Annotated in this window: 24 protein-coding genes and 4 pseudogenes; 11 read left to right on the forward strand and 17 right to left on the reverse strand. The window is 42.2% G+C overall.

The features are described from left to right. Positions 1–4: 4 nt before the first annotated feature. The 5 genes and pseudogenes from NSTCB13_RS27935 to NSTCB13_RS27955 form a co-directional block, all read right to left on the reverse strand. The gene (locus NSTCB13_RS27935) at positions 5–154 is read right to left on the reverse strand and encodes a hypothetical protein (RefSeq protein ID WP_448274539.1); all 150 of its coding nucleotides are present in this window, start codon (positions 152–154) and stop codon (positions 5–7) included. Between the two features lie 26 nt (positions 155–180). After that, positions 181–465, reverse strand: coding sequence for a hypothetical protein (locus tag NSTCB13_RS27940; protein WP_448274540.1), 285 nt, complete (start codon positions 463–465; stop codon positions 181–183). Between the two features lie 148 nt (positions 466–613). Further along, positions 614–937, reverse strand: coding sequence for a DUF433 domain-containing protein (locus NSTCB13_RS27945; protein ID WP_448274541.1), 324 nt, complete (start codon positions 935–937; stop codon positions 614–616). 202 nt (positions 938–1,139) lie between these two features. Next, a pseudogene (leuS, locus tag NSTCB13_RS27950) lies at positions 1,140–3,786 on the reverse strand (leucine--tRNA ligase). 262 nt (positions 3,787–4,048) lie between these two features. After that, complete coding sequence (locus NSTCB13_RS27955) at positions 4,049–4,426, reverse strand: hypothetical protein (RefSeq protein ID WP_448274542.1); 378 nt, start codon at positions 4,424–4,426, stop codon at positions 4,049–4,051. 122 nt (positions 4,427–4,548) lie between these two features. Here NSTCB13_RS27955 and NSTCB13_RS27960 point away from each other — a divergent pair, with 122 nt between their 5' ends. Both NSTCB13_RS27960 and NSTCB13_RS27965 read left to right on the forward strand, forming a co-directional pair. Beyond that, positions 4,549–4,686: a hypothetical protein gene (locus NSTCB13_RS27960; RefSeq protein WP_448274543.1), complete on the forward strand. Its 138-nt coding sequence runs from the start codon at positions 4,549–4,551 to the stop codon at positions 4,684–4,686. 582 nt (positions 4,687–5,268) lie between these two features. Next, entirely contained in the window at positions 5,269–5,724 is a 456-nt protein-coding gene (locus NSTCB13_RS27965) for a gamma-glutamylcyclotransferase family protein (protein WP_448274544.1), read from the forward strand. 13 nt (positions 5,725–5,737) lie between these two features. Here the strand turns inward: NSTCB13_RS27965 and NSTCB13_RS27970 are convergent. From NSTCB13_RS27970 to NSTCB13_RS27980, 3 genes and pseudogenes are all read right to left on the reverse strand, one after another. Next, positions 5,738–6,353: pseudogene (locus NSTCB13_RS27970) on the reverse strand (anti-sigma factor family protein). Positions 6,354–6,519: 166 nt separating this feature from the next. Continuing rightward, positions 6,520–7,176, reverse strand: a complete 657-nt coding sequence (locus NSTCB13_RS27975) for a sigma-70 family RNA polymerase sigma factor (RefSeq protein ID WP_094352725.1) — start codon at positions 7,174–7,176, stop codon at positions 6,520–6,522. Positions 7,177–7,541: 365 nt separating this feature from the next. Then, entirely contained in the window at positions 7,542–7,694 is a 153-nt protein-coding gene (locus tag NSTCB13_RS27980) for a hypothetical protein (RefSeq protein ID WP_445627099.1), read from the reverse strand. Between the two features lie 279 nt (positions 7,695–7,973). Here NSTCB13_RS27980 and NSTCB13_RS27985 point away from each other — a divergent pair, with 279 nt between their 5' ends. Together NSTCB13_RS27985 and NSTCB13_RS27990 are read left to right on the forward strand one after the other, a co-directional pair. After that, positions 7,974–8,591 carry a hypothetical protein gene (locus NSTCB13_RS27985; RefSeq protein ID WP_448274545.1) on the forward strand — a complete coding sequence of 206 codons (618 nt, stop codon included), beginning with the start codon at positions 7,974–7,976 and terminating at the stop codon, positions 8,589–8,591. Positions 8,592–8,610: 19 nt separating this feature from the next. After that, a pseudogene (locus tag NSTCB13_RS27990) lies at positions 8,611–8,994 on the forward strand (L,D-transpeptidase); the annotation flags it as partial. A gap of 104 nt (positions 8,995–9,098) precedes the next feature. Here NSTCB13_RS27990 and NSTCB13_RS27995 read toward each other — a convergent pair. From NSTCB13_RS27995 to NSTCB13_RS28015, 5 genes and pseudogenes are all read right to left on the reverse strand, one after another. Then, positions 9,099–9,638: a late competence development ComFB family protein gene (locus NSTCB13_RS27995; protein WP_190909652.1), complete on the reverse strand. Its 540-nt coding sequence runs from the start codon at positions 9,636–9,638 to the stop codon at positions 9,099–9,101. A 121-nt stretch (positions 9,639–9,759) separates the two neighbouring features. Beyond that, positions 9,760–10,695 carry a M23 family metallopeptidase gene (locus tag NSTCB13_RS28000; protein WP_448274546.1) on the reverse strand — a complete coding sequence of 312 codons (936 nt, stop codon included), beginning with the start codon at positions 10,693–10,695 and terminating at the stop codon, positions 9,760–9,762. Between the two features lie 525 nt (positions 10,696–11,220). Then, entirely contained in the window at positions 11,221–11,919 is a 699-nt protein-coding gene (locus NSTCB13_RS28005; RefSeq protein ID WP_448274547.1) for a DevA family ABC transporter ATP-binding protein, read from the reverse strand. 101 nt (positions 11,920–12,020) lie between these two features. Beyond that, positions 12,021–13,194, reverse strand: a pseudogene (gene devC, locus NSTCB13_RS28010) (ABC transporter permease DevC). A gap of 294 nt (positions 13,195–13,488) precedes the next feature. Further along, the gene (locus NSTCB13_RS28015; protein WP_448274548.1) at positions 13,489–14,535 is read right to left on the reverse strand and encodes an ABC exporter membrane fusion protein; all 1,047 of its coding nucleotides are present in this window, start codon (positions 14,533–14,535) and stop codon (positions 13,489–13,491) included. A gap of 52 nt (positions 14,536–14,587) precedes the next feature. Here NSTCB13_RS28015 and NSTCB13_RS28020 point away from each other — a divergent pair, with 52 nt between their 5' ends. The 6 genes from NSTCB13_RS28020 (at position 14,588) to NSTCB13_RS28045 (ending at position 20,799) form a co-directional block, all read left to right on the forward strand. After that, positions 14,588–14,731, forward strand: coding sequence for a hypothetical protein (locus tag NSTCB13_RS28020; RefSeq protein ID WP_448266023.1), 144 nt, complete (start codon positions 14,588–14,590; stop codon positions 14,729–14,731). Positions 14,732–15,355: 624 nt separating this feature from the next. Continuing rightward, complete coding sequence (locus tag NSTCB13_RS28025) at positions 15,356–18,568, forward strand: hypothetical protein (RefSeq protein ID WP_448274549.1); 3,213 nt, start codon at positions 15,356–15,358, stop codon at positions 18,566–18,568. A 49-nt stretch (positions 18,569–18,617) separates the two neighbouring features. Further along, positions 18,618–18,809: a hypothetical protein gene (locus NSTCB13_RS28030; RefSeq protein ID WP_448274550.1), complete on the forward strand. Its 192-nt coding sequence runs from the start codon at positions 18,618–18,620 to the stop codon at positions 18,807–18,809. A 165-nt stretch (positions 18,810–18,974) separates the two neighbouring features. After that, a complete protein-coding gene (locus tag NSTCB13_RS28035) occupies positions 18,975–19,595 on the forward strand; it encodes a hypothetical protein (RefSeq protein WP_448274551.1) in 621 nt (206 codons plus the stop codon). A gap of 82 nt (positions 19,596–19,677) precedes the next feature. Beyond that, complete coding sequence (locus tag NSTCB13_RS28040; protein WP_448274552.1) at positions 19,678–20,616, forward strand: hypothetical protein; 939 nt, start codon at positions 19,678–19,680, stop codon at positions 20,614–20,616. Between the two features lie 45 nt (positions 20,617–20,661). Further along, on the forward strand, positions 20,662–20,799 hold the full coding sequence (locus tag NSTCB13_RS28045) for a hypothetical protein (RefSeq protein ID WP_448274553.1): 138 nt from the start codon (positions 20,662–20,664) through the stop codon (positions 20,797–20,799). Positions 20,800–20,901: 102 nt separating this feature from the next. Here NSTCB13_RS28045 and NSTCB13_RS28050 read toward each other — a convergent pair whose 3' ends face one another. The 3 genes from NSTCB13_RS28050 to NSTCB13_RS28060 form a co-directional block, all read right to left on the reverse strand. Next, positions 20,902–21,606: a DevA family ABC transporter ATP-binding protein gene (locus NSTCB13_RS28050; protein WP_448274554.1), complete on the reverse strand. Its 705-nt coding sequence runs from the start codon at positions 21,604–21,606 to the stop codon at positions 20,902–20,904. An 81-nt stretch (positions 21,607–21,687) separates the two neighbouring features. Then, positions 21,688–22,860, reverse strand: coding sequence for an ABC transporter permease DevC (gene devC / locus NSTCB13_RS28055; protein WP_448266031.1), 1,173 nt, complete (start codon positions 22,858–22,860; stop codon positions 21,688–21,690). Positions 22,861–23,062: 202 nt separating this feature from the next. Next, a complete protein-coding gene (locus NSTCB13_RS28060) occupies positions 23,063–24,373 on the reverse strand; it encodes an HlyD family efflux transporter periplasmic adaptor subunit (protein ID WP_445627088.1) in 1,311 nt (436 codons plus the stop codon). Positions 24,374–24,645: 272 nt separating this feature from the next. On the opposite strand from NSTCB13_RS28060, the gene NSTCB13_RS28065 reads away from it, so the two are divergent. Further along, entirely contained in the window at positions 24,646–25,260 is a 615-nt protein-coding gene (locus tag NSTCB13_RS28065; RefSeq protein ID WP_445627087.1) for a TetR/AcrR family transcriptional regulator, read from the forward strand. A gap of 157 nt (positions 25,261–25,417) precedes the next feature. Here the strand turns inward: NSTCB13_RS28065 and infC are convergent, their stop codons facing one another. Continuing rightward, the gene (gene infC / locus NSTCB13_RS28070; protein ID WP_448270124.1) at positions 25,418–25,909 is read right to left on the reverse strand and encodes a translation initiation factor IF-3; all 492 of its coding nucleotides are present in this window, start codon (positions 25,907–25,909) and stop codon (positions 25,418–25,420) included. Positions 25,910–26,349 lie beyond the last annotated feature (440 nt).

The raw sequence follows: 26,349 nt of genomic DNA on the forward strand, positions 1-26,349 counted from the left end.
CTTTTTAAGTTACTGGACGTACCACACGAATTAGTTTTCCTTGCAAAGGTTCTTCTTTTGCCACAGCCTCATCTATCCGTGCTGCAAATTGTTCCCAACTACGATTATTCGTGCAAACAAAAATACCGAAGTGGTTAGAATCACGACGATGCAAACGGATAAAATCAACTCTGTTGATAGTTAATATTGAGAGCTAATTTGTAAACTCAAGTAAAGTACTTGTCTTGCAAGGATTTCAGGAATTTGAGTCAAAAAAATACTTATTCGCTGAAACTCAGACCTAGTAACGAGTTGAGTATCCTTCAGATTTTCTTTACGAATCAGCTCTGAGCGTTCTTGACTTATGGCAAATGCTAGCACTTCCTCATCAGGTATACCTTGGTCTGCATTTTCTGCTTCTTGAACTGTTAAAACATCATGCCCAAAATCGCGTAATAAGGGACTTCCAGAAAATAAATTATCCAATTTACTCAGATCGTATTTTTCTTTCTCCCCCTGCCCCCTGCTCCCTGCCCCCCTGCCTACACCAAGATAGGATATTTTTTTAGTTGGAAGTCCCTAATTCCACAACTGGAAAGGGAAACTGCTCATCTGCGTAAAACCGTGCCATCGATTAGGCTACTTTATTACGCTCAATTGCCAATTCGATTTTATCAGGATGAGCTTCTGCATATACCCAAGCATTAGCTAAATCTGTAGCTGTAATAGTTGGATAGCTCGTCAAAAGGTCAGCATCACTATATCCAAGACCGCGAGCTTCCACAAGTACCCAAACGGGAATACGAGTTTTAGCGATGCGAGCCTCTCCACCACAAACTCTAGGAGTTTTTTCAATTCCTTGCCAATTGTTGCCGAGACTTTGAGCAAGTAACTGTATAGCCTGCAATTTTTCACCAGGACTGAGGGCAAGAAGTTGTTCTAACTCTTTGAGTGTCACGGATGTAAATCCTCTGATGTTTTGTCAGGCTAAATTTACAATTTTATCAATTGCTAAGTACAAGATTTCATTAATTCGTAGCGAATTCCCTACGGTAAGGCGTACCCTTCGGGAAGCAAGCTACGCGTAGCGTCTCGTAGAGAAGCGCATCTGCGTTTAAATTTCAACTCTCAATTTGCCACGATTTTATGCAAAACTGTACTTAGTTAACTACAAAATTCACCAACTTTCCAGGCACCACAATTACCTTTTTAATCTCTTTACCTTCGATGTAACGTTGGGCAATTTCTGATTCACGAGCATATTTTTCCAACGCTACTTTATCTGCTTGTGCTGGTACTTGAATTGCGCCGCGAGTTTTACCCATAACTTGAATAACTAAAGTGATTTCATCAGCGACTAAAGCCGCTGGGTCAAATGATGGCCAAGTTTGAGTATGAACTGAATCACTTTCACCCAATAAATGCCACAATTCATCAGCAATATGTGGTGCAAATGGTGCTAGTAAAACCACCAAAGTACGAATCCCTTCTGCGTAAATTGGTGAATTTTTGCCGTCAGCATCAGTTAAGGCATTACTCAACTTCATCAATTCTGAAATAGCGGTGTTGAATTGATATTCGTCTTCCACGTCTTCTGTCACCGCTTGAATCGCCGTGTGAATCGCCCGCCGCAATTCCTTTTCTGGCTTAGTTAAATCAGATTGGGCTTTTTTATGGGATACCCCAGCAGCAATATAATCTGTCACCAAACGCCAAACCCGATTTAAAAAGCGGAATTGTCCTTCCACATCGGCTTCATCCCATTCCAAATCTTTTTCTGGTGGTGCTTTGAACAAAATGAACATCCGCGCTGTATCTACACCATATTTGGAAATTACATCTTCTGGCGCTACACCGTTACCCTTTGATTTAGACATGGTGGCATAGAGACCTTGCAACGGTTCACCTGTCTGGGGGTCGCGCGGGGTCGGCCGAATTTACCAGATTAGAAGGAATCCATTTATCTTTCCCACCCTTATTAGGATTTAGATAAGTTAAACCCTGCACCATACCTTGAGTTAAGAGGCGTTGGAAGGGTTCATCAAAGTTTAACAAGCCTCTATCCCGCAGAACCTTAGTAAAGAACCGCGAATACAACAAATGTAAAATCGCGTGTTCAATTCCACCTACATACTGGTCAACTGGCATCCAGTCGTTAACTTTATTAGAATCGAAAACCTGTTGCTCATTCTTAGCATCAGGGAAACGCAAGAAATACCACGAGGAATCAATAAAAGTATCCATCGTGTCAGTTTCCCGCTTCGCCGGAGTGCCACAAGTTGGACAAGGTACATTTACCCAACTTGACAACTGAGCCAAAGGTGAACCGCCACGTCCAGTAAATTCTACTTCTTCTGGTAACTGTACTGGCAAATCTTGATCGGGAACTGGTACTATCCCACAATTAGGACAGTGAATTACAGGTATCGGTGCGCCCCAGTAACGCTGCCGCGAAATCAACCAATCCCGCAAGCGATATTGCACCCGTACTTTACCAAAACCTTGTTGTTCGGCGTATTCAATTATTGCTTGTTTAGCCTCTGTGGAAGAAATACCAGTAAAAGCCCCAGAATTAATTAAAATTCCTGGTTCAGTGTATGCCTGATTATATTCAATTTGGATGAGTTGAGTGACTTCATCATTCTCTGATGTTGGAGTTAAGTCAAAACCTGCAACATCATCTGGGGAAGCGATGACAAAATCAACTGGCAAATCATAATTTTTGGCAAACTTAAAATCCCGGACATCGTGTGCCGGCACACCCATAACTGCTCCGGTACCATACTCATACAGTACATAGTCAGCAATCCAAATCGGCACTTCTTCCCCTGAAAATGGGTTAATTGCCTTACCACCTGTGGGTATACCCCGCTTAGGTTTGTCTTCAGCAGTACGTTCCAACTCACTTTGATGGGAAACCTCTTTAATAAAGGCTTCTACCGCTGCTTGTTGTTGTTTTGTAGTGACGCGCTTTGTTAAGGGATGTTCTGGTGCTAACACTAGGTAGCTAACACCATAAACTGTATCTGGGCGTGTGGTGTACACTCCGATTTTCTCATCTATCCCAATGATGGGAAATTCTAAGTAAGCGCCTGTAGATTTGCCAATCCAGTTTGCCTGCATAGACTTGACGCGTTCCGGCCAACCTGTCAATTGATGCAAGTCATTGAGTAATTCTTCGGCGTAGTCGGTAATCTTGAAAAACCACTGGCGTAATAATTTGCGCTCAACTATTGCCCCACTGCGCCAAGAACGTCCTTCGTTATCAACTTGCTCATTTGCTAGTACAGTTTGATCGATAGGGTCCCAGTTTACCGCTGCTTCTTTTTGATAAGCTAATCCCGCTTGCAAAAACTGCAAGAAAATCCATTGTGTCCACTTGTAATAATCTGGTGAACAGGTAGCAAGTTCGCATTCCCAATCAATGGATAAACCAAGACGCTGCAATTGTTGCCGCATCTGAGCCATATTCTGATAGGTCCACTTTGCTGGTGGTACACCACGGTCAATGGCAGCGTTTTCTGCTGGCAAGCCAAAGGCATCCCAACCCATTGGGTGTATTACCCGATACCCTTGCATTCGCTTGAGGCGGGCAATCACATCGGTAATCGTATAATTACGGACGTGACCCATGTGTAGGCTGCCCGATGGATAAGGGAACATGGAAAGAGCATAGAATTTTGGCTTGTTGCTAACTGTCGGTGTCTTATCTAAGCCAAGTTCTACCCATGTTTTTTGCCATTTTTCTTCAATTGCTGCGGGATTGTATCGAGAATCAACTGAATTTGGTATTTCCAATGGTTTCATGCCTATTACGCTTTATTTCTACTAATCCTAAGAATTTAGCTGTTTTTAGTACATATAAACTACTAAATGATTTTTATGTCTAGTAATTTTGAAAATTAAATTATAAAATAAATTTATAAATCTCCTGTATTTTCTATTCCTATCTATACTTATATCGCTAAAATTCTTAGGCTATCAGGGACAGTCTTTATTTGCCTATCGGGAAGTTTTATAAAAAACTCCCCATTGCTGAGGAGTGCGTTAAGAATGCTGTAAGTATGGACTACTGACTCACCAGTGCGATCGCCTGTTCAAGCCTCATCTTAGCCAGATGTAAGTTCAGCAACCTTTCTTGCTCAAATCTATCTGGGTAACTCATTCGCCTACCTTCCAGTGTGATTCTAATCAGCGCTATTTGCTCATTAGTAGGTGTACCCATCTCATCTATCGCTGAACTAAAAACCTGGATAGAAGCAAGGGAAGGTGACTTTAACCCTCTCCCTACTTCCATCTGTTGAATCGCTAAAATCGGGAATGCCATTAAAGAAGTGATATAGCTTGCTTTGTACGCTGCACTCCCTGTAGGGCGAATACCGTATCGACGGCATAAATCCTGTAATTCAGGAACAGTCTTTATTTCGAGTTCTGAACGTGTAAACATAGAATTACCATTTCTCAAAAGTGGTATCGGTGGTGAACCATTTGTCAGGTGAGAACACCACCGATTTAAAACTCTAATTGCTCGTTTGCACGCAGTTCAAGCTATATTTACATCTCTCAACAATGCCTAATCCTAAGGGTAGTCCAGAAAATTTAAAAAATTTCACTACAGACAGAGAAGAACCATTAACGACTACTATTAGTTTCCGTGCTACCGAAAAAATGAAGCAAGAGGTGAAAGCACAAGATGACCCCTGCTGAATTCTGTAGAGAAGCGATTCAAAAAGCACTGGATGAGAAAAAAGGAAAGTAGCAATTATCACATTCCGCTTCTGTATTGAGTACTTTCCTACCACGATCTATATCTACATCACAAAGAAGTGGAAGTTTTTCTATTTTTGGTTTATAAATATCATCAAAAAATCTAAACTATATCTGTGCTTCCTGTGGGCTAGAAACGATCATAAAAAGCCTTAAGAGTGGATCTAACTACTCTCTTAAGTTGCCCAAATAACTAATGTAGCCTAGCAATTTATTATACTTAGTTTTTCTATGTATAGTGTGATATCATGTCCGCCTAATTAGTTATGATTCCAGCATCTGTGCAAAAACCAGGAAAACCTCTTTCTCCCTGCCCCCTGCTCCCTGCCCCCTGCGGTCTTAATGATAAGTCTTTAACCGGACATGATATGAGGAGGGATTATTGGTGAAACTTCCGATATTCCTCTCTACATTCTTTTTGTGTTTCTGTAATGAAACTCACTTTTTCGCTATGCTCACACCAGGCGCTTAGAATACTTAGTTTTCTGGTAAGAAAAGAAATTCAGATGGTTAAAATAAGCGATGGTTGAATCAAATCTAAAATTTACTGATTTGGTGCGGGTTTTTGTCTACGGCACGCTCAAACCAGGTGAAGCTAACTATACAAGATACTGTGCTGACAAAGTAGTTGATGTCAAAACAGCGTTTGTACAAGGCAAATTATTTGCTCTGCCAATGGGCTACCCAGCGATGACGCTAGGGAATAGCCAAGTGTATGGATATTTACTTTCTTTTTCCAACCCAAAAATTTTAAATGAGCTAGATGTGCTGGAAGATTACCAGCCCAATAGACAAACACCAGAAAACCTCTATAATCGACAAATTATCGAGGTTTATGAGCCACAGTCGCTCTCTTATAGTTGGGCTTGGGTTTATTTAATGACTCTAGAACGAGTTAAGCAATTAGGAGGCTTCCTCCAACCTGACGGCTGGTGGAGCGGCTGTGGTTTAACCCTAGAGTACAGTTTTGAACTGTAAACTGTTAATGCGATTAGTTTATGTCCTGTTTGGGGTCGTGTCGTTGCGGCTGTACCTGATAAATTGAATTTTCTGGAGAGGCTACTGCTGCTTTCGGAATTTCAATTACCGGGTTATTTAGTCCCACCATCAACGGGGAAGGGGGGACTATAGACGCTGAGGACGTTTGTATCGGTTCTCTTTGTGGTCGTTGCGCCAGTTGCGGCACCATCGAACCACCACCTACTAAGCTAGATACTGCACCGATCGCACAAGCAGCAACAGCTGCACCTGCCGCTATCCAGTTTAAACGGGAGCGGCGGCGCAAACGTGTCAATACTTGCTGAACTGTTTCTTCTGGCGACTGTTGGGCTGCTGGCACTGGGAGCGTCCGCAAACCTTGGCGCAGCTTTAACAGTCGGGCATACAAACATTGAACTGAGGCATCATTTGCCAGCCATTCTTCTACTTGCCTGCGTTCGGTGGCTGTGACTTCACCATCCAGGTAAGCACTCAATAACTCGAAGCGATCGCGCTTCACCATATCCATAAGACCCCGTTGATTCATTGGTATGCTTGGCCATCCCATCTGACAAATCTTGAGGAAGTTGCAAAGGAGAACGGTCGTAAAACTGAGAATCAGTAGTCATCTTAACATTATTACCAATTCATACACGGGTAAACTTGGCGGGAATTTTGGGAAAATTAGCCAATTTTCCCCCTGAAGGCAGAAACAATCTACGTCTTTCTAGTAATTTTTAATCTATGCTTAAATTCTGCCATTGGGCAGAGGCAAGATACTGTAAATTAAGAAAATTAGGAGTCTAGATAATTCTGCAAGTGGGCTTGCAGCCTCGATCTAGCTCTGGCTATTCTTGATTTCACAGTTCCTAGAGAAACTCCAGTGATTTCGGCAATTTCTTCATAAGCCATGCCTTCGATTTCTCTGAGGACAATGGTAGTACGGAAGACTTCTGGTAAATCCGCGATCGCTTCCCGCAATTGCTCGTAAAATTCTCTCGTTGTTAGTTCTTCCTCAGGGCCTGGGGTATCGCCAGCGATTTCCCAATCCATCTCGCCGTCCTCTAAAGAACGGGGAGCATCCAGTGACAAAGGACTCATCACCCGTTTGCGTTTCCGTAACTCGTCGTAAAACAAGTTGGTGGCAATACGGCTTAACCAGCCCCGAAATTTAGCAGGCTCTTGTAATCGGTTAATGTTCCGATACACTCGAATCCAAACTTCTTGAGCCAAATCGGCTCTGTCAGGCCAATCTGGAGCTAAATGGTATAGAACTCGATCGACTTGACTTTGATAGCGGCGTAATAGTTCCGCAAAAGCAGCACGATCTGGTCGCAGTCCGGCTTGACAGCGCAAAATTAAATCGTGGTTAGGGAGTTTGTCAACTTGCACTGATGCTTCTGGATACTTTGCATCAACCGTTGACCAGGATACAGTAATCGATTGACTCATAGATCGTACTGGCTCTAAATCATCCCTATCCATTAGACCTGCTAATGGTACAGAAGTTCCATGCTTAGGTGACGGATTTATGACTGGAACACTGAAGCAGACAATTTTGGATATATTTATAGCAATAAGCAGAGCCACTTTTCCTTATACTGCTCCCATAGTTACCTAAGAGCGATCTGACGAACAAAGGCGCGTGTGATACACATTTTAGTACTTTTAGCAACTGGGTATATACGCTTGATCGAGATAATTAAATTTAGCTATAAAAATGAAGATAAAATTTTGTAATTCTAACTTCTTCATACCTTTAAAATTCGGGTAATAATTTCTGGAAGTTAGGTTGCTGTGGTTGCTAAGATGGTGATTTAATTTTTTGATTTCGTTACCAGAATAGTAGCTGATTGTTCTGGTTGTGAACCGAAAGCAGTACTAGAGCTATGTGGCTCTGGTACGCGAACTTGAAAAAATAAATTCAGGGAAAATGTAATTGTTACCGCTAGCAATAGTTTTTCAAACATGATTTTTCATCCACCTACACCATTAATGATTGATTGCTACATTTCAAGAGTTCCACCAAAAAGTCCGAAAAGAGGCTTACGACCCTCAAAACTTTTGAGGAATGAGGTTGCTCACTTGGAATTTTGCCACTGGGACAATTTATATAGTCTTAGTTTGCCCAGAGGTGTTGGCAGATTTACAGCGGAAATGATAAGTATTGATAAATTTTTGATAATCGGATGATGAACTCATTCAATTGCTCGGCTGGATATGTCAGGGATAAACAATAGGCGATGGCAATGGTAAGAAACGAATCTGTAGGGCGTATGGTAATGCTGCTTTGTTTTGGCACAGCATTTTTATCCTTAGCTGTCCATTGGCGCATTAGTACGGCGGAACGGCAATATGAGAAGTCTGCATCTACTTCGATGCGGCAAGATTCTACCCGAACCAATCTTAAGGGAAGCCGGACAGAGGGAGTCTACAAGAATCTTTCCCAAGTGAGTTTGGGGGAAATTGCGCTGGGTGGATCTGTGCCACCTGATAAAGTTACCCAAGGCTCGACTGCCCAGAGGACGTTTACACCAAAGTCCTCTGCTATTAAACCTAAAACTAAATCAAAAATAATTAAGAAGAATCTAACTAAAACAACTACTCGTAGGGCTTCTACTATTAATAAGTCGCAAATAATTAAGAAGAATCTAGCGAAAGCAACTATTCCTAAGGCTTCTAAACTCAAGCCTGCTACCATTCAGCCACAAACTAAGCCCCAAATTATTAAGAATAATGTAGCTAAAGCAAGTGACCTACCAACTCAGACGCAGGTGGTGGCGAAAGTAGAAAGACAAAATCCAATTGCAGATAGTTGGCCAAAAGGTCTGTGGGTCTCAGGCTTCAGCCCAACAAGTACCATCTAGTAGGCTGGCAAATGTCAAGACGCAAGTGGTGGTTGATTTAAGCGATCGCCGCACTTATGTATATGCAGGAGACGAGGTGATCGCCAGCTATCCCATTGCTGTTGGTAAGAAAGGTTGGGAAACGCCCACAGGTTCTTTCCAGGTGATCCACATGCGACACTATCCAATCTGGCGTCACCCGATTACTGGCAAAGTATTTCAGGCTGGTACGGATAGTCCTTTGGGAGATAGATGGATTGGTTTTTGGTCAGATGGACGCAATGAAATTGGCTTTCATGGCACGCCGGATGTTGACCTGGTAGGAACGGCTGTATCCCACGGCTGCTTAAGAATGCGAAATTCTGATGTCCGATTGTTATATGAACAAGTGAGTATAGGGACAAAAGTGTTAGTACGTGATTAATTAGTTAAAAGTCATTAGTCCTTTGTCCTTTGTCCTTTGTCTAAAACAAATGACCAATGACTAATGACTAATGACCAATGACTAATGACTAATGACTCTTAAAATTATAATTTTTGCTCAAAGTTAGGTGCATAAGTTTGGAGTAAAGCACTAACTTGGCGTACAACCTCATTGCCAGTATTTTTACCCAAAGCTTGACGTTCTGGGAAGAAATTGGGTCGATCGAGGTAACGGTTAATTGCCTCACTTATTTGTTGAGAAATTAAGTCTTGCAGTTGTGCCTGAGCCGTTTGGCGCTGGAAGTTAGCACCCTCTTCTGTAGTAGCATACAAAGGTGGTAGCCGATTGAGAGCGTAGGCAGCAATATCCCCGACATCTAAAGAACTTTCGCTGGTAGCTTCAATTTCTGCGACTCGGGCGATCGCTTCCGTCAGCACCAATTCTTCCATAACGTTAATAAATTGTTTGCGAGGTACCGCCACTACCTCACCAGTCAATAGCGCACCCATCAGCCGATCCAACGCCATATACTCTTCAATTGAGAGTTCTGAGGCGTTATCACAGATTCTACCGACTTCTGCTTCCATTGCTGGTGTCAAATAACCATCCTGGAGAGCTTGTTCTACAATTTTTTCGATACTCATAACGCTTATCATCATTTATGTTGGCAAAGCTTGGTAGGGACGGTATCAATCCAATTTATTTTGCCTAATTCTCAGCAAAAAATACACAAATTATGCAAAGACACGATCGATTCTGCCTCTACTAGTTAACGACCTTAGTTCGCCAAGGTGTTGGATCGACAGATTGTCCGTTGACATACAGACCCCAGTGTAAATGTGGTCCCGTGGCTGCACCTGTTGAACCTACTGCACCAATTAGTTGACCAGCTTTCACAAAATCACCTTCTTTAACGTTAATACGACTCAGGTGCATGAAAATACTGGTTACTCCTTGACCGTGGTCAATGCCAACTACGTTACCGTGTATCCGAAACCCTTGGGATACCCTACCTACCAAAGCAACTCGCCCAGCGGCTGGGGCAATTACCGGTGAACCGGCAGCACCAGCGTAGTCAAGACCACGATGATAGTAGTCTTTTGCAAATGTACCATTATAGTAGCGACGTACACCATAGTTTGTACTCATCCGCCCTGCATTTGGCTTCAGGAATACTCCATTCCAATACTTTTCTGGTGTTTGTAGCGCTTTCAAAGCTGCCACACGCTTAAGTTCATACTCTGTGGCATCCACTCCAGCTTTACCAGGTGGCAAAGTAATACGTTGTACGGGGAATTTGCGATTAAGCACATTCACTGCTAAGTTTTGCACTTGCCCATCCCCCGCAACCCGAAGTGTTCTAGTTCCAGCTTTTTCTAATGGAGTTGTGGGAACAAAAGCCCGATACTGATTGGGCGCAATTTCAAAGGCTGGGTATGTATTCTTTCCACTAGCTACGGTTGGTTTTGTACCATTCTCTGGATTATCTAGATTAATCTGCACCGAGAGTGTATCCCCTAATTTAGGATTAGTTGGAATCACCTTTACTTGCAAAGCATCTACAGGTAATGCCAAGGCGAGGGGGAGAACAGCAAATATTCCCTGTAACATATTTATTGCACGGCAATTGGCTGTCAAAGTTTTGACATCAAAACCGAGCAAATTTTTGTTTGAACTACTAGCGCTATTCTCAATAATCATAGAACTACAAAAACCCTTGCTTGTATTGGAAAATAGATTAGCTTATTATCGCTAGTGTTTCCTGTTTGAAGCCGATGTTGTTGACAACCATAAATTTTCGGAAATTCTCTAGGTATTTATGGATTGCAAGGGCGAATCATTTTATCTGTAATTTTAGGAAATTGGTCTTGACTCTAATAACCAAGGTGTATGACATTGGCAATGAGCATAAAATTTAACTGTGATTACATAAATAATACTTGAAGGAAATCTCGGAATCAACTGGACACTTTTTCAACTGGACACTAATATCACATTCTTAGGTTGAAATTGGTATGGGGAAATTACTTAAACTAGGCGAGTAAGTCAGTGAAGATAAATTAAACTATATACATACCATTCGGAAATATTATTTTAAAACTTACTGAAAATAGCGCTTTAGTTGCCAAAAGACTATGATATTAAGGCAAAAATGTGAGTCTGCCACGCCACACTTCAGATTTACTTTATAAATCAACTCTAAATGATGGAATAGGCGAATTAACTTTAGGCTGATAGTATTACTTTTGACTTGAGTCTGCCATCTTCCATCTGAACTATGCGATCGGCAATGTCTAGGATGCGATTGTCATGAGTAACCATCAAGATGCTACAGCCTTGTTCTTTTGCCAGTTTTTGCATGAGATTGACTACATCTCGTCCTGATTGACTGTCAAGGGCGGCGGTGGGTTCATCCGCGAGGATTATTTGAGGATGACTGACTAAAGCACGAGCGATCGCTACTCGTTGTTTTTGTCCCCCAGACAGTCGATCGGGATAGTAATGCAAATGATTTCCCAATCCTACTTGCTGTAACATTAGCGCTGACCTAACTCGCATTTTTTTTAACCCAAGATGTTTGTGTAATTCTAAAGCCATTTTGACGTTTTGGAGTGCCGTTAAACTACCATGCAAGTTATGTCCTTGGAAAATATAACCGTTATGGCGTCGTGCTTGCACTAGTTCTTCAGCACTAGCACCACAAAGTTCTCGTCCCAACACCTGCAAACTACCAGATTGAGCAGAACGCAACCCACCCACTAAGGTCAGTAAGGTAGTCTTTCCAGAACCAGAGGGCCCAGTCATGATAATAATTTCACCAGCATTAATCTCTAAGTTGATATTACATAAAACTTGCTTGCGGAGTGAGCTGTGACCAAAGTGGTGGTCAAGATTTTTAATAGAGATGACGGGTTTGCTAGTCATAAATAGCTCGATTACTCATGATGATTGTCATTTATCCTTATTCATTAGTCCTTTTGAGTAACAAATGACCAATGACCAATGACCAATGACCAATGAAAAATTTAAAACATATCAGCGGGGGTCGGTGGCTTGGAGTTTACGGGTGGCGATCGCACCGGAAATGGTACACATAATGATAGTCAGCACTAATACCTGTAATGTCCGAATCGCGGTCATGTACATGGGCAAATTTGTCGCACTGCGAGTCAGTTGATAAAGCACTAAGGACACTCCTAATCCGGGAAAGAAGCCCAATGCTGCTAAGATCAACGATTCTTCAAGCACCACACCTAGTAGGTAGTAATTGCGATATCCCATTGCTTTAAAGGTGGCGTATTCTCGAACGTGGGCATTAACATCGTTAGAGAGGACTTGATAGACGATGATCGTGCCTACCACAAATCCCATTGAGACACCTAGACTGAAAATAAACCCAATTGGGGAATTTGTTCTCCAAAAGTCATTTTCAAATTCAATAAATTCGGCGTGGGTTAATACTCTGACATCATCTCTGAGGTAGGCTTTGAGCATTGCTGCTACTTTGTTCGGGTCATAGCCTGGTTTTAGAAGAATCAAACCTAGACTGACACTGCTGGACTGTCGCCCAGAAAATAGCCGCAAAAAGTTTTGATCGCTGGTAATCAGGTTGCCATCAAAGCCAAAGGAAGCCCCGACTTGGAATAAGCCACTAATGGTAATTGTGCGCCGTTCTATTTCAGTAGTCAGGGTTTTACCTCGATCAATTTGAGCGATCGCTTTTTGATAATCTCCTCTTGCACCGCGATCGAACAAGACGGTATCCGGCATTTTGATCGCTTGTAATTGCTGGTTAACATCGGGTAAGTCAAAAGCTGGCTTGTCTGGGTTAAAGCCGATAACTAACACTCCAGTCTCACGGTGTGTTTGGGGATTCTTCCAGATTGTATTGTTGAAATACATCGGTTCTGCCGACTTCACCCCTGGTATATCCATTGCTTGGTAAAGTCGCCGCCGAGAAAATATAGACAAGCTTGCTAAGTTACGGGCTTGGGGACTGGTTAAAACAATGTCTGCTTGCAAACTGCGATGTAGTCTTGTGTTACTGTCATACAGCGCAGTTTGAAAACCTAGCTGCATGAACATGAGAAGATCCGCAAAGGCAATGCCTGATAATGCTACGAAAAGACGGCTTTTTTCATGATTCAGTTGCAGCCATCCTAGAGGGGTTCGCCGTCGCAGTTGTTTGAGCAATCCCATCATAAGAAGTAGGGAGTAGGGGGCAGGGGAGCAGGGGAGGCAGGGGAGCATACTTCGACTGCGCTCAGTAACCGGGGGAGCAGGGGAGCAGCACTTAGACTCATTTCGGCTACGCTCAATGACCAACGCTCAGTGACCGAGGAGCAGAGAAGAATAACTACTGACAAATGACAAATACAACTCTTGGAGAGGCTGCGCCAACGGCTTCGCGGTAGTTGAATCTCGACTTCGCTCGATTACCGCGCAGTCGAAACTCAGTACAAGTGACTAATGACTAATGACTAATGACTAATTTCACAATTCAATTACTGCCTTAACTTGCATATTGGTTAAGGTGGCGGCTTTTTGGCTGGAAGTTTCATCTAGTCGGATGTGGACTTCTACTACTCTGTTGTCGATATTGCTGACGGGATCTGTGTTAATGACATTCTGTCGTCGCACTTGCAAGCCTTTGCGATCTACGATTCCCTGCAATTCAATCGGGAGGTTATCACCAAAGATTTGTACTTGCTGCCCTGAATGTACTTTGCCGATATCGCTTTCGTAGACTTCGGCGATGACATACATCTGGCTGGTTTGTCCAATATCTGCAATGCCATCATTTGATACTAATTCTCCAGGATGGGTATGGATCTCAAATACCTGTCCATTTTGGGGCGATCGCACTACAGCCTGTTCAAGATTAACTTTTGCTAGATTCATGGCTGCTATGGCACGATTGACTTCTGCTTGGGCTGATTCTACATCCACTCCGCGCACTTCGGCAATTTCATCAAGTGTTGCTGTAGCTTGTTTAACTTGTTGCTGACTAGTTGATTGGGTACGATTTAATTGTGCTTGGGCTTCTTGCAAGCTTTTTTGGGCGGTTTCCAAGTTTAAACGCTTACTATCTCTTTGAGAGGCGGAAATTGCGCCTTGTTGATATAGTTGCTGATAGCGTTCGTCTTCTGCTTGGGCGTTACGCACTTGGGCTTGGAATCGCTCAATTGTTGCGGCTTGGGCATTAATATCACCTTGGCGTTCGGCTTCTAGACGAGCGATCGCAGCTTTTTGGGCAACAATTTCACCGCGTTTAGCACCTGCTTGGGTGCGGTTTAGGTTTGCCTGGGCTACTTTTACTTGTTCTTGCGCCTCTTTGAATGCTGCTTGGAGGCGATCGCGACTGTTTAAAATTGCGATCGCTTGTCCTGCTTTTACCCTATCCCCTTCCTTTACCAACAACTTTTCTACCCGACTTCCTTCCGCAGACACCGCAGCCGAGAGTTTAATTACCTTTCCCTGTGGTTCGAGTCGCCCTAAAGCTGTTACCGTTTTTAACTGTGGCAATTGTGTTGCTGGCACTTGTGCCTCTTGATTGGCATAATTTTGCCCACGTTTTACTATATAAAAACTTATGCCGCCAACCAATAAAGATATAGTTATACCTATAGCAACGGATGGACGCAGAATAGACTTAGGGAACGTTCTGTACCCTAGCTTTGAGTTTCGCACCATAGATTACCTCTTAACTAGTGGCGCAGAAAAAAGAATAGATTAGGCTTTTCTCCGTACTTGTTTGCTAATTTCTACTTCTTGAGTCAGTGATTGTTGATTTATCACTTCCAAGTCCATAAAATAATTTGGAAATTGGTGAGATTTTACTTAGATAAAGTGATTTATCTGGCTAGGATAACAACGATTATCTCTAGCAAATTAGAGGTTTATGTTTTTAGCAAACTACTTTTATTTTATGAAAGTACTCAGGTATAGTAAACGGTTTTAAATTTACGGGTTGTAACAGCGCCAACAATCATAATCAAATTAAGTAAATAAAAAAGTATTTGGTGTGATTAAGAGCGGTGGAAATTTATATCAAATTTTGATGATAATAGCGTTTACTAATTGTATTAGGTACATCATATTCTCCTCTTCACTTGCAGGCTGGGATTTTTGTACCTCATAAGGGACAAGAATCCCTATAATTCCATTCAAAGGTTAAAACGAAACATTAACCAAACCGCATTGAGACACCTGTAGCTTGCAATTGTCACAAATCAAATAGGATTACTGTATTAAGTCTGTTTGCTATTGGGAATTATAAAGATAGGGATACAAAATCACAATAGTTTTGACGTATTCCTTGATATAGTATAAATGTACTAACAACTTTAGTTGTACAGCCATGCAACCTCTTCAACCAGTTAGCGGATCGGATTTGCAAAGATTTTTGTCAGCACCAGAGGAGTTATTGCAACAGTCAGTAGCGTTGCAATTAGCCGTTGCTAGTTTCCATCAAACACCGCGTAGTCTTTTAGAGATTCTAGTTAATAGTCCTGATGAGCAGGTAGCAGAAGCAGCAAGTTTACACGTAAATTTGGCAGGAGAAATAACAGACGGCTGGCAGCAAGCAGTTGATGAAATCCTGCAACAGCGTCAGCTAGGGCAAAACGACCGATTGGCGGTAGAATTACTCAAAATCGGGCCTGTACCTCCTTGCTTTCTCAGCAAATGGGTTCCATCTGAGCGACTAATTCAAGGGTTGCGAAATCCCCAAATGCCCTTGCGTTATCGGTTGCAATTATTACAAAGACTATCACAGGAACCAAGCCTAGAACCAAGGTTACAGGTAGCAGAGTCGCCAGAAACGCCGTCAGCAGTGTTGGAACAGTTAGCGGGTGATTTAGAATTACCAGTCCGGTTGGCGGTGAAATTTAATCCCAGTTGTCCACCACCATTAATTGAACTGGTGGAAGGACAGTATGCCGTTGCATCTGATTGGAATACTGATAGCGAACAATTAGCGATGCTGGGGCAGAGTCGCTGGGCATGGGTGCGGTTAGCTGTGGCGCAAAATCCCTCAGCGCCAGCAGAGACGCTGATGCAGTTGGCTGGGGATGCGGTGTACAAAATTCAGTTAGCGGTGGCGAAGAATCCAGAAACACCGACAGAGACACTGATGCAGTTGGCTGGAAATGCAGTATATGCAATTCAGTTAGCGGTAGCGAAGAATCCTTTCACTCCAACAGAAGCACTCAATTTGCTTGCAAACCATACTGATAACGAAATTCAAACGGCTCTAGCAAAACATCCGAAGACTTCAGAGCAAGCATTATTAAAACTATATCCCAAACACAAACGTACAATTATTACTCAAAGGAAAAATTTACCCCTAAGTATTATAGAGCAACTGGTACGCGATCGCAGTGAAAAAAATTTTTACTATTACGTTAATTCGGTAATCAATCAGCCAAACATATCAGGAGAAATTCTCGAACTTTTAGCAAATGATTCATTAGAGTCAATGCGAATTAATATTGCTAAACATCCACAAGTATTAGGAACTACACTCAAACAATTGGCTCAAGATTCAAGCTTTCAAGTACGGGAAGCAGTTCTCAGCAATCCGAAAACACCGAAAGCTATCAAAAAGCGTGTATTAGCAACAAAGTCAACTGACCATGTTTATCATATTTCATCAGGATCTAGACCACAAGATAAACAGCAAAGCTTAGAGCAACAAAGCCAAGATCCAAAAACATCACCTAACACCTTGGCAGAACTGGCAAAATCATCAGATAGCATCATCCGTTGTTATGTAGCGAAAAATCCCTCAATCCCCGCGGAAGTTTTAATTGAGCTAGTGAAAGATAGTGACATACAAGTACGGAGATGCGCGTTGATAAATATCAACTTACCTTACTTAGATGAACATCAACAAATGCTGATAGCAAAAGAATACAAACAAATGATTTTGGGATATTACCGTTTGCTTCTAGCTCAATCAGAAGCAGAAGAAACTGCAAAAGCAAATGAACTAATAGCACGTCGTCCCGATAGTCATCATGCTTTAACGCAGGTTGTGCAAAAGGGAGATCAAAAAGCTAAATTGACCGCAGCACGTAGTAATAAAACTCCGATTCAAGTCTTGGAACAACTGGCAAAAGATGCAGATGAAACCGTGCGTCAAGTTGTTTTACAAAATGCCAATTTACCACTCCAAAGTTTGCTAGAACTGGCGCGAGATAAAAGCTTGAATGTGCGTTTATGGCTTCTCCATAAATCATCTCATAATAAAACATCAACCCCTATCCAACTATTAGAAATATTGGCGCAAGATGAATCTGAGCAAGTCAGAGCCAAAGTTGCAGAACATCCCGATTCAAATGTTGAAATTTTGACGCGGTTAGCCAACGATACCAGCCGTGAAGTAAAAGCAAAACTAACTGCTAACCCCAATACTCCTGTCACAATTCTCACTCGCTTAGGCTTAGAAGAAAATCTCGTAAATCAACGTAACCCTAATACCCCAGGAATTGTACTTGCTCAGGCCGTTAAAAGCATGAGTAGCAAAAATCTTGCTGATTTTATTAAACATCCTGTCAAAGGTTCACAAATGCCTGTGGAAACTTTGTCACAGTTAGCAAGTCACACTGATAGTTCAGTGCGTTATCGAGTCGCATCTCACCCTAATACACCAGCCACCGTTTTAAGACAGTTAGCTAGAGACTCTTATGTAGCTACAGTTCGTGCTGTCGCCAGTAATGCTAATACATTTCCTGAAACTTTAGAAATGCTAGCTAGTAACCCAGATTTTACAACTCGTTTGGAAGTTGTTCGCAATCCCAACACACCGCCTCGCGCACTTGCTCAAATTGTTCTGAGTACCCAAAATTCAGGAAATACGCCAAATCAAACAGTGGATATGCTCAAAAGTGTATTTCCGGGCGATCATAATGATGTGCTGCATTCAATAGCTGGTAATCCTCGCACACCTATTGAGGCACTGGAGATTTTAGCAAGAAGAGAATTTATTGGTGCAACACCCGATCCTCGCTCGTTTATTCCACCTACAACTGATGATAGTATAGTGCGATCGCTTGCGTACAATCCCAGCTTAACACCGCAATTGCTGGGTATTCTTGTCCAAGATCCTTGTGTAGAAGTGCGTGTTTGTTTAGTTCGCCATCCCAATTTGACAGAGGCGTTGTGGTTACAGTTAGCAGAAGATACGGAAATATCCGTGCGTGAAGCTGTTGCGGCTACAATCAATGCACCTGTAAGTGTTTTGGAATTACTGGCGCGAGATGAACAAGTAGAGGTGCGAATCAAAGTAGCGACTAATCCCAATACACCAATTACTGTTTTACAACTTCTCGCAGGTGACGAAAACTCTAGTGTCCGCACTGCTGCGGCTAGCAATTCTAACCTACCTGAAACAATACTGACACAACTGGCAAACGATGAAAAAGTCGAAGTCCGCCGCGCAGTTGCTCAAAATCCCAACACCCCTGCACCCATCCGCGAAAGCCTCCGCGATTTGATTGTCCAACCCACCACCCACCAAACTAGTCCCACCTTGCGCGGGACTCAACCGCCTCTACAACCCCAGCACTGATGATTTAGTCAGCATACTTGCAGAATACGCAAGTTCAGAAAATGCCTTTGTGCGGTTTGTCACACTCCTCCATCCGCTAACTCCCCATGAAGTACTGACTCAAGCAGCGCAGTCTGCATCCTGGCTGGAACGCTACGCCGTTGCTGATAATTCTGGAACTCCAAGCGTTTTACGCCAGCAACTTGCTGAAGATAGCAACCGGATTGTCCGCGCAGCCGCTAGAGTTAATACTAATTCGTAATTCGTATACTTCGACTCCCTTCGACTACGCTCAGGGCAAGTCGCTCAGTACAAGTTCGTAATTCGTAATTAATATTTGTCAGACTTAGTGGGGGTTTTAGAGTTTGAATTTGTTGCTGGATTTTAGAGAATTGGTATAACTTGTGAATAATGGAGGATGTTGCAGATGGCATACAGTGATTTCACACTCGCCAAAGTTCGAGAGACTTTTCAGCTTGTAATTGATGAAAAGCGCAATCTATTCAAAGATGTGTCGCCTATTCAACCTTCAGCCACCTTAACAACGCTCTTAGAAGAATATACTCAACTAGCAACTGCCATCAACACAGAAAAAGCCCGTTCAGAATTACTAATTATGCCAGTTCTTACGGAAGTTAGACGGCAGTTAAATTATCAAATTTCTCTGTTTTCCGGTACAGATTTCGATGTAGATAGTAGTAAAGGATTGAATGGATTTTGTGATTTCATTCTCTGTGGTTCTGAAGAACAGTTTTACATTAAAGCGCCTGTAATTACAATTATTGAGGCGAAAAACGAAAATATCAAAGGTGGTTTAGGACAATGTATTGCCACTATGATAGCTGCCCAATTATTCAATCAAAATATTCAACAAGAAGTTAAGACAATCTATGGAGTTGTCACTAGTGGAACTAACTGGCGATTTTTAATGTTGGAAGGACTAACAGCATACATTGACATAGTTGAATACTACATTAATGATGTTGACAAAATTCTTGGTATTCTGTTACAACCATTTCAAACTGCTTTACTACAACCATTTTCCTAAATTAGTCATTCTCTTAACATAGAGACTAATTGCAAATATTAACATATCCGTCAATAAAAAATTAAATTATACCTATTTAACTATGCAGCCAGAAACAGAGCAAATTCTAGGAACATTAGAAGTTATTATTGAGCCTCATTCAAACTTTAATTTACCCGGACATGAAGACGGTGGATATATTTCTCCATTTGTTTGGGAAGTCTCTGAATATGGGGAATTTGATATACTAAAATTGAGTCTTATTAAAGACTGGTTACAATTGACAGATGTTGAAAAAACAATTTTAGGCTGGCAATCAATGGAGTATTTGAGAATTTTTAATAATTTTTGTTTTAAAAAAGATGAGGAGAATAATAGGTCAAATAAAATCAAAGCGTTATTTAAAATACTGAGTGAAAAATTGCAAGAATTAAAATCTTTCGATTTAAAAGTTTCCTGTTACCTCCTACCCAATACTTCAATCGGTATTATTGTTGGTAAAACAATAGATAATGATTGGATTTGTGTCTGTCCTACCATTTATAAAGAAACAGAAATTTCTCAACAGCAAATTTTTCGCTCTAAGCAGCTTCAATCAATTAGCGCTAAACCATTGAGTGAAAATACATTAACTTTAGTTTCAGAAATCAAAGCAATTACTTCAGAATTAGGAACAATTCATTTAGAAGGCGATTTTGGTGGTGGTTATTACTATAGCTATAAACACCAAATTGTCTATGCTGCTGCTGAGACTAAAGAGGGGGCTATTGAAATGGCTTTACAGGCTTCGGGAATGCTGGAAATAAGTAAATTCCATAAATTTTACCCTGATAAACAATATTTTCAAGATGAGATGAGTGGCTCAGAAACCAAGTACTTAAAATATCAGCAAATAAATAAATTTTTAGCTTATTGTTTTCCAGAAGTAATGATGTATAGATTCAGCTTTTGGACTCAGGAAAATATATACGTAATCGGTAAAGTTTTAGGTGGAGATTGGGTAGGGCTTTATCTAGAAAGTGAATTTGTTTATAATCCCTAAGAAGATGTTCATGATGCCTAAAATAGCCGTAAACTCAACCAGTTTATGAACCAGTGCTTGCATAACCGCACCGACTACAGTATCAGTTTTTGGGATGTTGGCTATACCTACGAAGTCGGACAAACTCCAGCAGGAGATTGGCTAGGGGTGCGATCGCAAAGCGAATTTGACTACAATCCTTAGAAAGAGTAGCAAAAACCTAATGTCTAAAAAGTCTGATTCGCAGTTCCAAAATCTCTTTACTTCACAAATTTGATTTGTGAGAATTGCTCAAAAAGAATCTGCTTAAGATGCTGCAACAACAGCACGGTCATTTACTAACTTGCCATCTTCCATGTAGACGATGCGATCGGCAATATCTAGAATGCGGTTGTCATGAGTTACCAAGAGAATAGTACAGTCCTGTTCTTTAGCTAGTTTTTGCATGAGGTTGACCACATCTCGTCCCGATTTACTGTCAAGGGCGGCGGTGGGTTCATCTGCTAAGACTATTTTAGGACGACCGACCAACGCACGAGCGATCGCAACTCTTTGTTTTTGTCCCCCAGATAAATCATCAGGATAATAATTCAGGCGCTCTCCTAATCCTACCTCCTCTAACATTAGGGCTGACCGAGTTTTCATTTCTGCTAACGAAATATTCTTATGCACTTCCAAGCCCATTCTGACGTTCTGGAGTGCTGTTAGGCTACCATGCAAGTTGTGCGCTTGGAAAATATAACCGTTACTACGTCGCGCTTGGGTAAGTTGGGCTTTGTTCGCGCCACACAGTTCTTGTTCTAATATCTGCAAACTACCAGATTGGGCAGAACGCAAGCCGCCGACTAAAGTGAGAAGTGTGGTTTTCCCAGAACCAGAAGGCCCAGTCATAATAATAATTTCGCCGGCATTAATATCTAGGTTGATATCAAAGAGAACTTGCTTGCGAAGTTGACCATGACCAAAATAGTGGTCGAGATTTTTAACAGAGATGACGGGTTTGCTAGTCATAAATAGCTTGATTACTCGTGATGATTGTCATTTATCCTTTTGAGTAACAAATGACAAATGACAAATGACAAAGGACTAATTTCAAAACATATCTGCGGGGTCAGCAGACTGTAATTTACGGGTGGCGATCGCACCAGAAATTACACACATAATCATCGTCAGCGTTAATACCGTCAAGGCCCGTGCTACAGTCATGTAAACTGGCAAATTGGTGGCATTACGAGTTAAATGATAAAGTCCTAAAGGTGCGATCGCTCCAGGAATAAAGCCCAAAACTGCCAAAATTATCGCCTCTTCAAACACCACACTTAATAAGTAGAGATTGTTATATCCCATTGCTTTGAAAGTGGCGTATTCTTTGATATGGGAATTCACATCTGTAGAAAGAACTTGATAGACGATAATCACGCCCACCAAAAACCCCATTGCTACACCCAGGCTGAATATAAACCCGATCGCTGTATTTGTTTTCCAGTAATTTATTTCAAATTCAAGAAATTCTGCTTTGGTTAAAACTTTAACATCCTTATCTAAATGAGATTCTAAAGCTGCTTTCATCTGTTTTGGGTCATAGCCTGGTTGCAGCTGCACTAAACCGAGACTGACACTGCTTGCTTCTTGTCTGGGAAATAGTCGCAGAAAGTTCTGATCGCTGGTAATTAAAGTACCATCGGCTATGAAGGAAGCCCCGACTGAAAATAAGCCGCTAACGGTAATTGTCCGCCTTTCTATTTCAGTTGTGACAGTTTTACCTTGTTCAATTTTGGCGATCGCTTCATTATAATCTCCTCTAGAGGCGCGATCGAACAGAACGGTATCTGGTAGCTTAATAGCATCTATCTGGCGATTCACATCTGCTAAGTTCAACATTTGCCGATCGGGATTGAACCCCATAACTAATATTGTCGTCTTCTGATGTGTTTGGGGATTTTTCCAATCAACAATGTTGACATACATTCCTTCTGCCGACTTTACACCTGGTACATCCATTACTTGATACAATCGCCGCCGCGTAAAGCTAGACATATATGCTAGGTTACGTGCTTGGGGGCTGATGACAAACATATCAGCCTGCATACTCCGATGCAGCATTGTGTTACTTTCAAACAGGGCATTCTGAAACCCTAGCTGCATGAACATTAGAACATCGGCAAAGGCAATACCTGACAATGCCACCAAAAGACGACCTTTTTCATGACTCAGTTGCAGCCATCCTAAAGGCGTTCGCCGCCGCAGTTGTTCGATTAATTTCATAATAGGGAGTGGGGAGATGAGGGAGCATACTTCGACTGCGCTCAGTAACCGGGGGAGCAGAGGAGAATAACTACTGACAAATGACAAATACAACTCTTGGAGAGGCTGCGCCAACGGCTTCGCGGTAGTTGAGCGCAGTCGAAACTCAGTACAAGTGACAAATACTTCGACTACGCTCAGTACAAATGACAAATGACAAATTTCACAATTCAATTACCGCCTTGACTTGCAAATTAGTGAAGCTAGAAGCATTTTGGCTAGATAGTTTATTCAGTTGTACGTGGACTTCCACGACTCTGGCATCAATATTGCTTGAGGGATCGGCGTTGATCAGATTTTGCCGCTTTACTTGCATACCAATCCAATCGACTCTTCCCTCTAATTCATTGCGGAGGGAATCACTACTTACCCGCACATCCTGTCCTGGACGAACTTTTTTGATATCACTTTGGTAGACTTCTACTACTGCATACATCTGGTCGGTTTGGCCTAGAGCCACAATTCCTTCATTACCAACAGTCTCTCCGGCTCGTGTATTAATCTCCAAAATTCGACCGGCTTTAGGAGCCACAACGTATGCCTGTGCTAGTTCTGCTCTAATTTTCTCCACGGTGGCTTGAGCGCTGTCTACCTCTGCTTGTGCATTTGCTATATCTGTGGGACGGACTTCAGCAGTTTGATTCAAGTTAGCTTTTGCTTCGTTAATCTGCTGTTGCAAGCTGGCGAGGGTTTGTTGCTGGTTGGCTTTGGCTTCGTTAAGTTGCTGTTGTAGAGTTGCGACAGTTCTTGTCTGGGTGGCTTGGCTTTCAATTAACGCTTGAGTGGAAGTTTCGGCGTTTAAGCGTCTGCTATCAACTTCCTGGCTAGAAATTGCTCCTGCTTTGTATAAAGTTTCGTAGCGCTGCACGTCAGCTTGAGCATTACGTTTCTCGGCTGCTACGCGAGCCACTGTTGCTTGCAAGCTGCGTTGTTGCCCAAGGAGTTCTGCTTCTAGACGATTAATTGTGGCTTGCTGAGTTTTAATATTTCCTTGTAGTTCTACTTGCACGCGATTTACCGTAGCTTGGCGCGCTCCAATTTCTCCCTGTTTGGCTCCAGCTTTTACCTGGTTAAGGCGGGTTTTGGCAACTTGAACTTGTTTTTGTGCTTCACCCAAAGTAGCTTGCAGGCGATCGCGGTTGTCCATAATCGCAACTACCTGCCCAGCTTTGACGCCATCGCCTTCTTTCACCAATAGTTGCTCTACCCGATTTCCTTCACCAGTTGAAGAAGGCGCTGACAGTTTTATTACCTCTCCCTTGGGTTCTAACCGCCCTAATGCTGTGACTGTTTTTACCACGGGCTGAACTGCTACTGGGGCTTTTTGCTTTTCATTAGCTGTAGCCTGAAGCTTCATCACCGCATAAACACTGATTCCACCTATTGCTAGAGATGCAATTATTGCAAGTAGAACAGGCGATCGCACAAGATTCTGAGAAGACCCTAAACTCTCTGCATTCCTGTTTTCCCTCATGCTATTCCCCCCTTACCACCAGTAGCAACTTGTACTAAACTGTCCAGTTCAATTTATGCTAAACTAAACGGACTAGTTTAGTCAATAGGATATAACTAAACTTGTCAATCAATCTGCAAAGGCATTATGCAGCGAAATGCTATTCCTACCCCCTGCCCCCTGCTCCCTACCCCCTGCCCCCTTCAACGAAGGGTATATTTATTTTCGCCATTTTGTACTGGGGCATTTTACTGCATCTATTAATATTGTTGATAAGAGAGGATAGTTAATAAATGGTACGCATCAAAACTGACGAAGTAGATCGAGATAATTCCGTTGATAAAGTAGAGCAAATTCTGCAAGGGGCAATGCAAGAATTCCTTCAACATGGCTATGCTGGTACGAGCATGGATCGGGTAGCGGTAGCAGCTGGTGTTTCTAAAGCGACAGTCTACAGCCACTTCCAAGATAAAGAAGGACTTTTTAAAGTACTGTTAGAGCAACTTACAAGCAAAAAGAACAGCTCTATTTTTGGCACAGAACCGATTGAGGGAGAACCAGCTGTCATACTGCACCAGGTAGCAACCAAAGCATTAGATCAGATGCTTAACGACAAAGAACATAGTGCATTTATGCGAGTCTTAATCGGGGAATCTGGGCGTTTTCCTGAGTTAGCTCAAATTTGTATTCGGGTGATGATTAAGCCAGTAGCCGAAACTCTCACTCACTACTTGGCGGCTCCAGAATTAAAGATACCTGACCCAGAGGCGACAGCGAGAATTCTCTTAGGAGCATTAGTGCATTTTCATATTACTCAAAATGTGATGCATGGACAGGATATTATACCAATGGAAAGCGATCGCCTGATTGATGCTTTGACACACCTAATCACTAAATGCGCCGATTGATTGGGTTATATCCTGGCGCGTGGCGCTTGTTTGGTCGGAAATTCAAATTCACCTTGAGTAATTGACTGTTTTTTCCATAGAAGCTACAGTACTATGTTAGGCTTTTTTCGTCCCTTACAAGCTGCCACAAATACATCCTCTAGCGATCGCCAGATAACTAGGCAGGAATGACTTGAATAACTAGGGCACGTTTATCCAGCGACTGGATTTTACCTACTTTACTAAGATCGTTTGCAATTCGGTCTAGCATCTCTCCTGCTTTGTCACGATATTGATGTTCTCGGCCTCGTAAACGAATGGCAAATTTGACAGAATCGCCTTTACTCAACCACTGACTTGCTTGTTCGATGCGTAAATTATAATCAGCCACACCCACGTTTAGACCGAATCGAACTTCTTTTACTGTGGGTCTAGCACTTTGGCTCTGACGTTTTTTCTTTTGATACTGAAGCTTGCCATAGTTGAGAATCTTGGCGATTGGAGCGTCTTTACCTTGGGAGACTACAACTAAGTCAAGCTCTAAGCTTTCAGCTAGCTGTAACGCCTCATTGGTGTCGATCAGACCACGATTGTTATTCTCATGGTCAATCAAGAAGACGCTAGGTGATTTGATTTGTGAATTAATCAGTTGCTTTTGGATTGCGATAATGAATTTCTCCCATTAGTTCAATACTTTGCTTTACAAGCAGGTAATGCCAATTTAACACAACACTGAATCAGAGCAACTTTAAACAACACAATAGACGGCAATCTGATAGAATGAGGGACTGCGGCACTGGCTCTGAGTCTTTGCGCTACTGCCCATACAGCTTTTCAATGATTTTTATCCGTCCGCCTAAGACTGACGCCATCATTGGCGCCAGGCCGATGTTATTTTTGGAGTCTTATGTCTTATTTCCGATCTTGGCTTGTCCAATGAAATTATCCGTGCTGTTACCGAACAAGGGTACACGGAACCCACACTAATCCAGATGCGCCGTTCTACTAAACGCGATCGCTAACATTCATTAGCTGTTCAATAGATTGATTTTTCACGGATTCTGGAAAAGATTCAATGTAATCTCTGTCATATACAGTTGTCGGAATGCA

The organism is Nostoc sp. DSM 114160 (assembly GCF_053470305.1).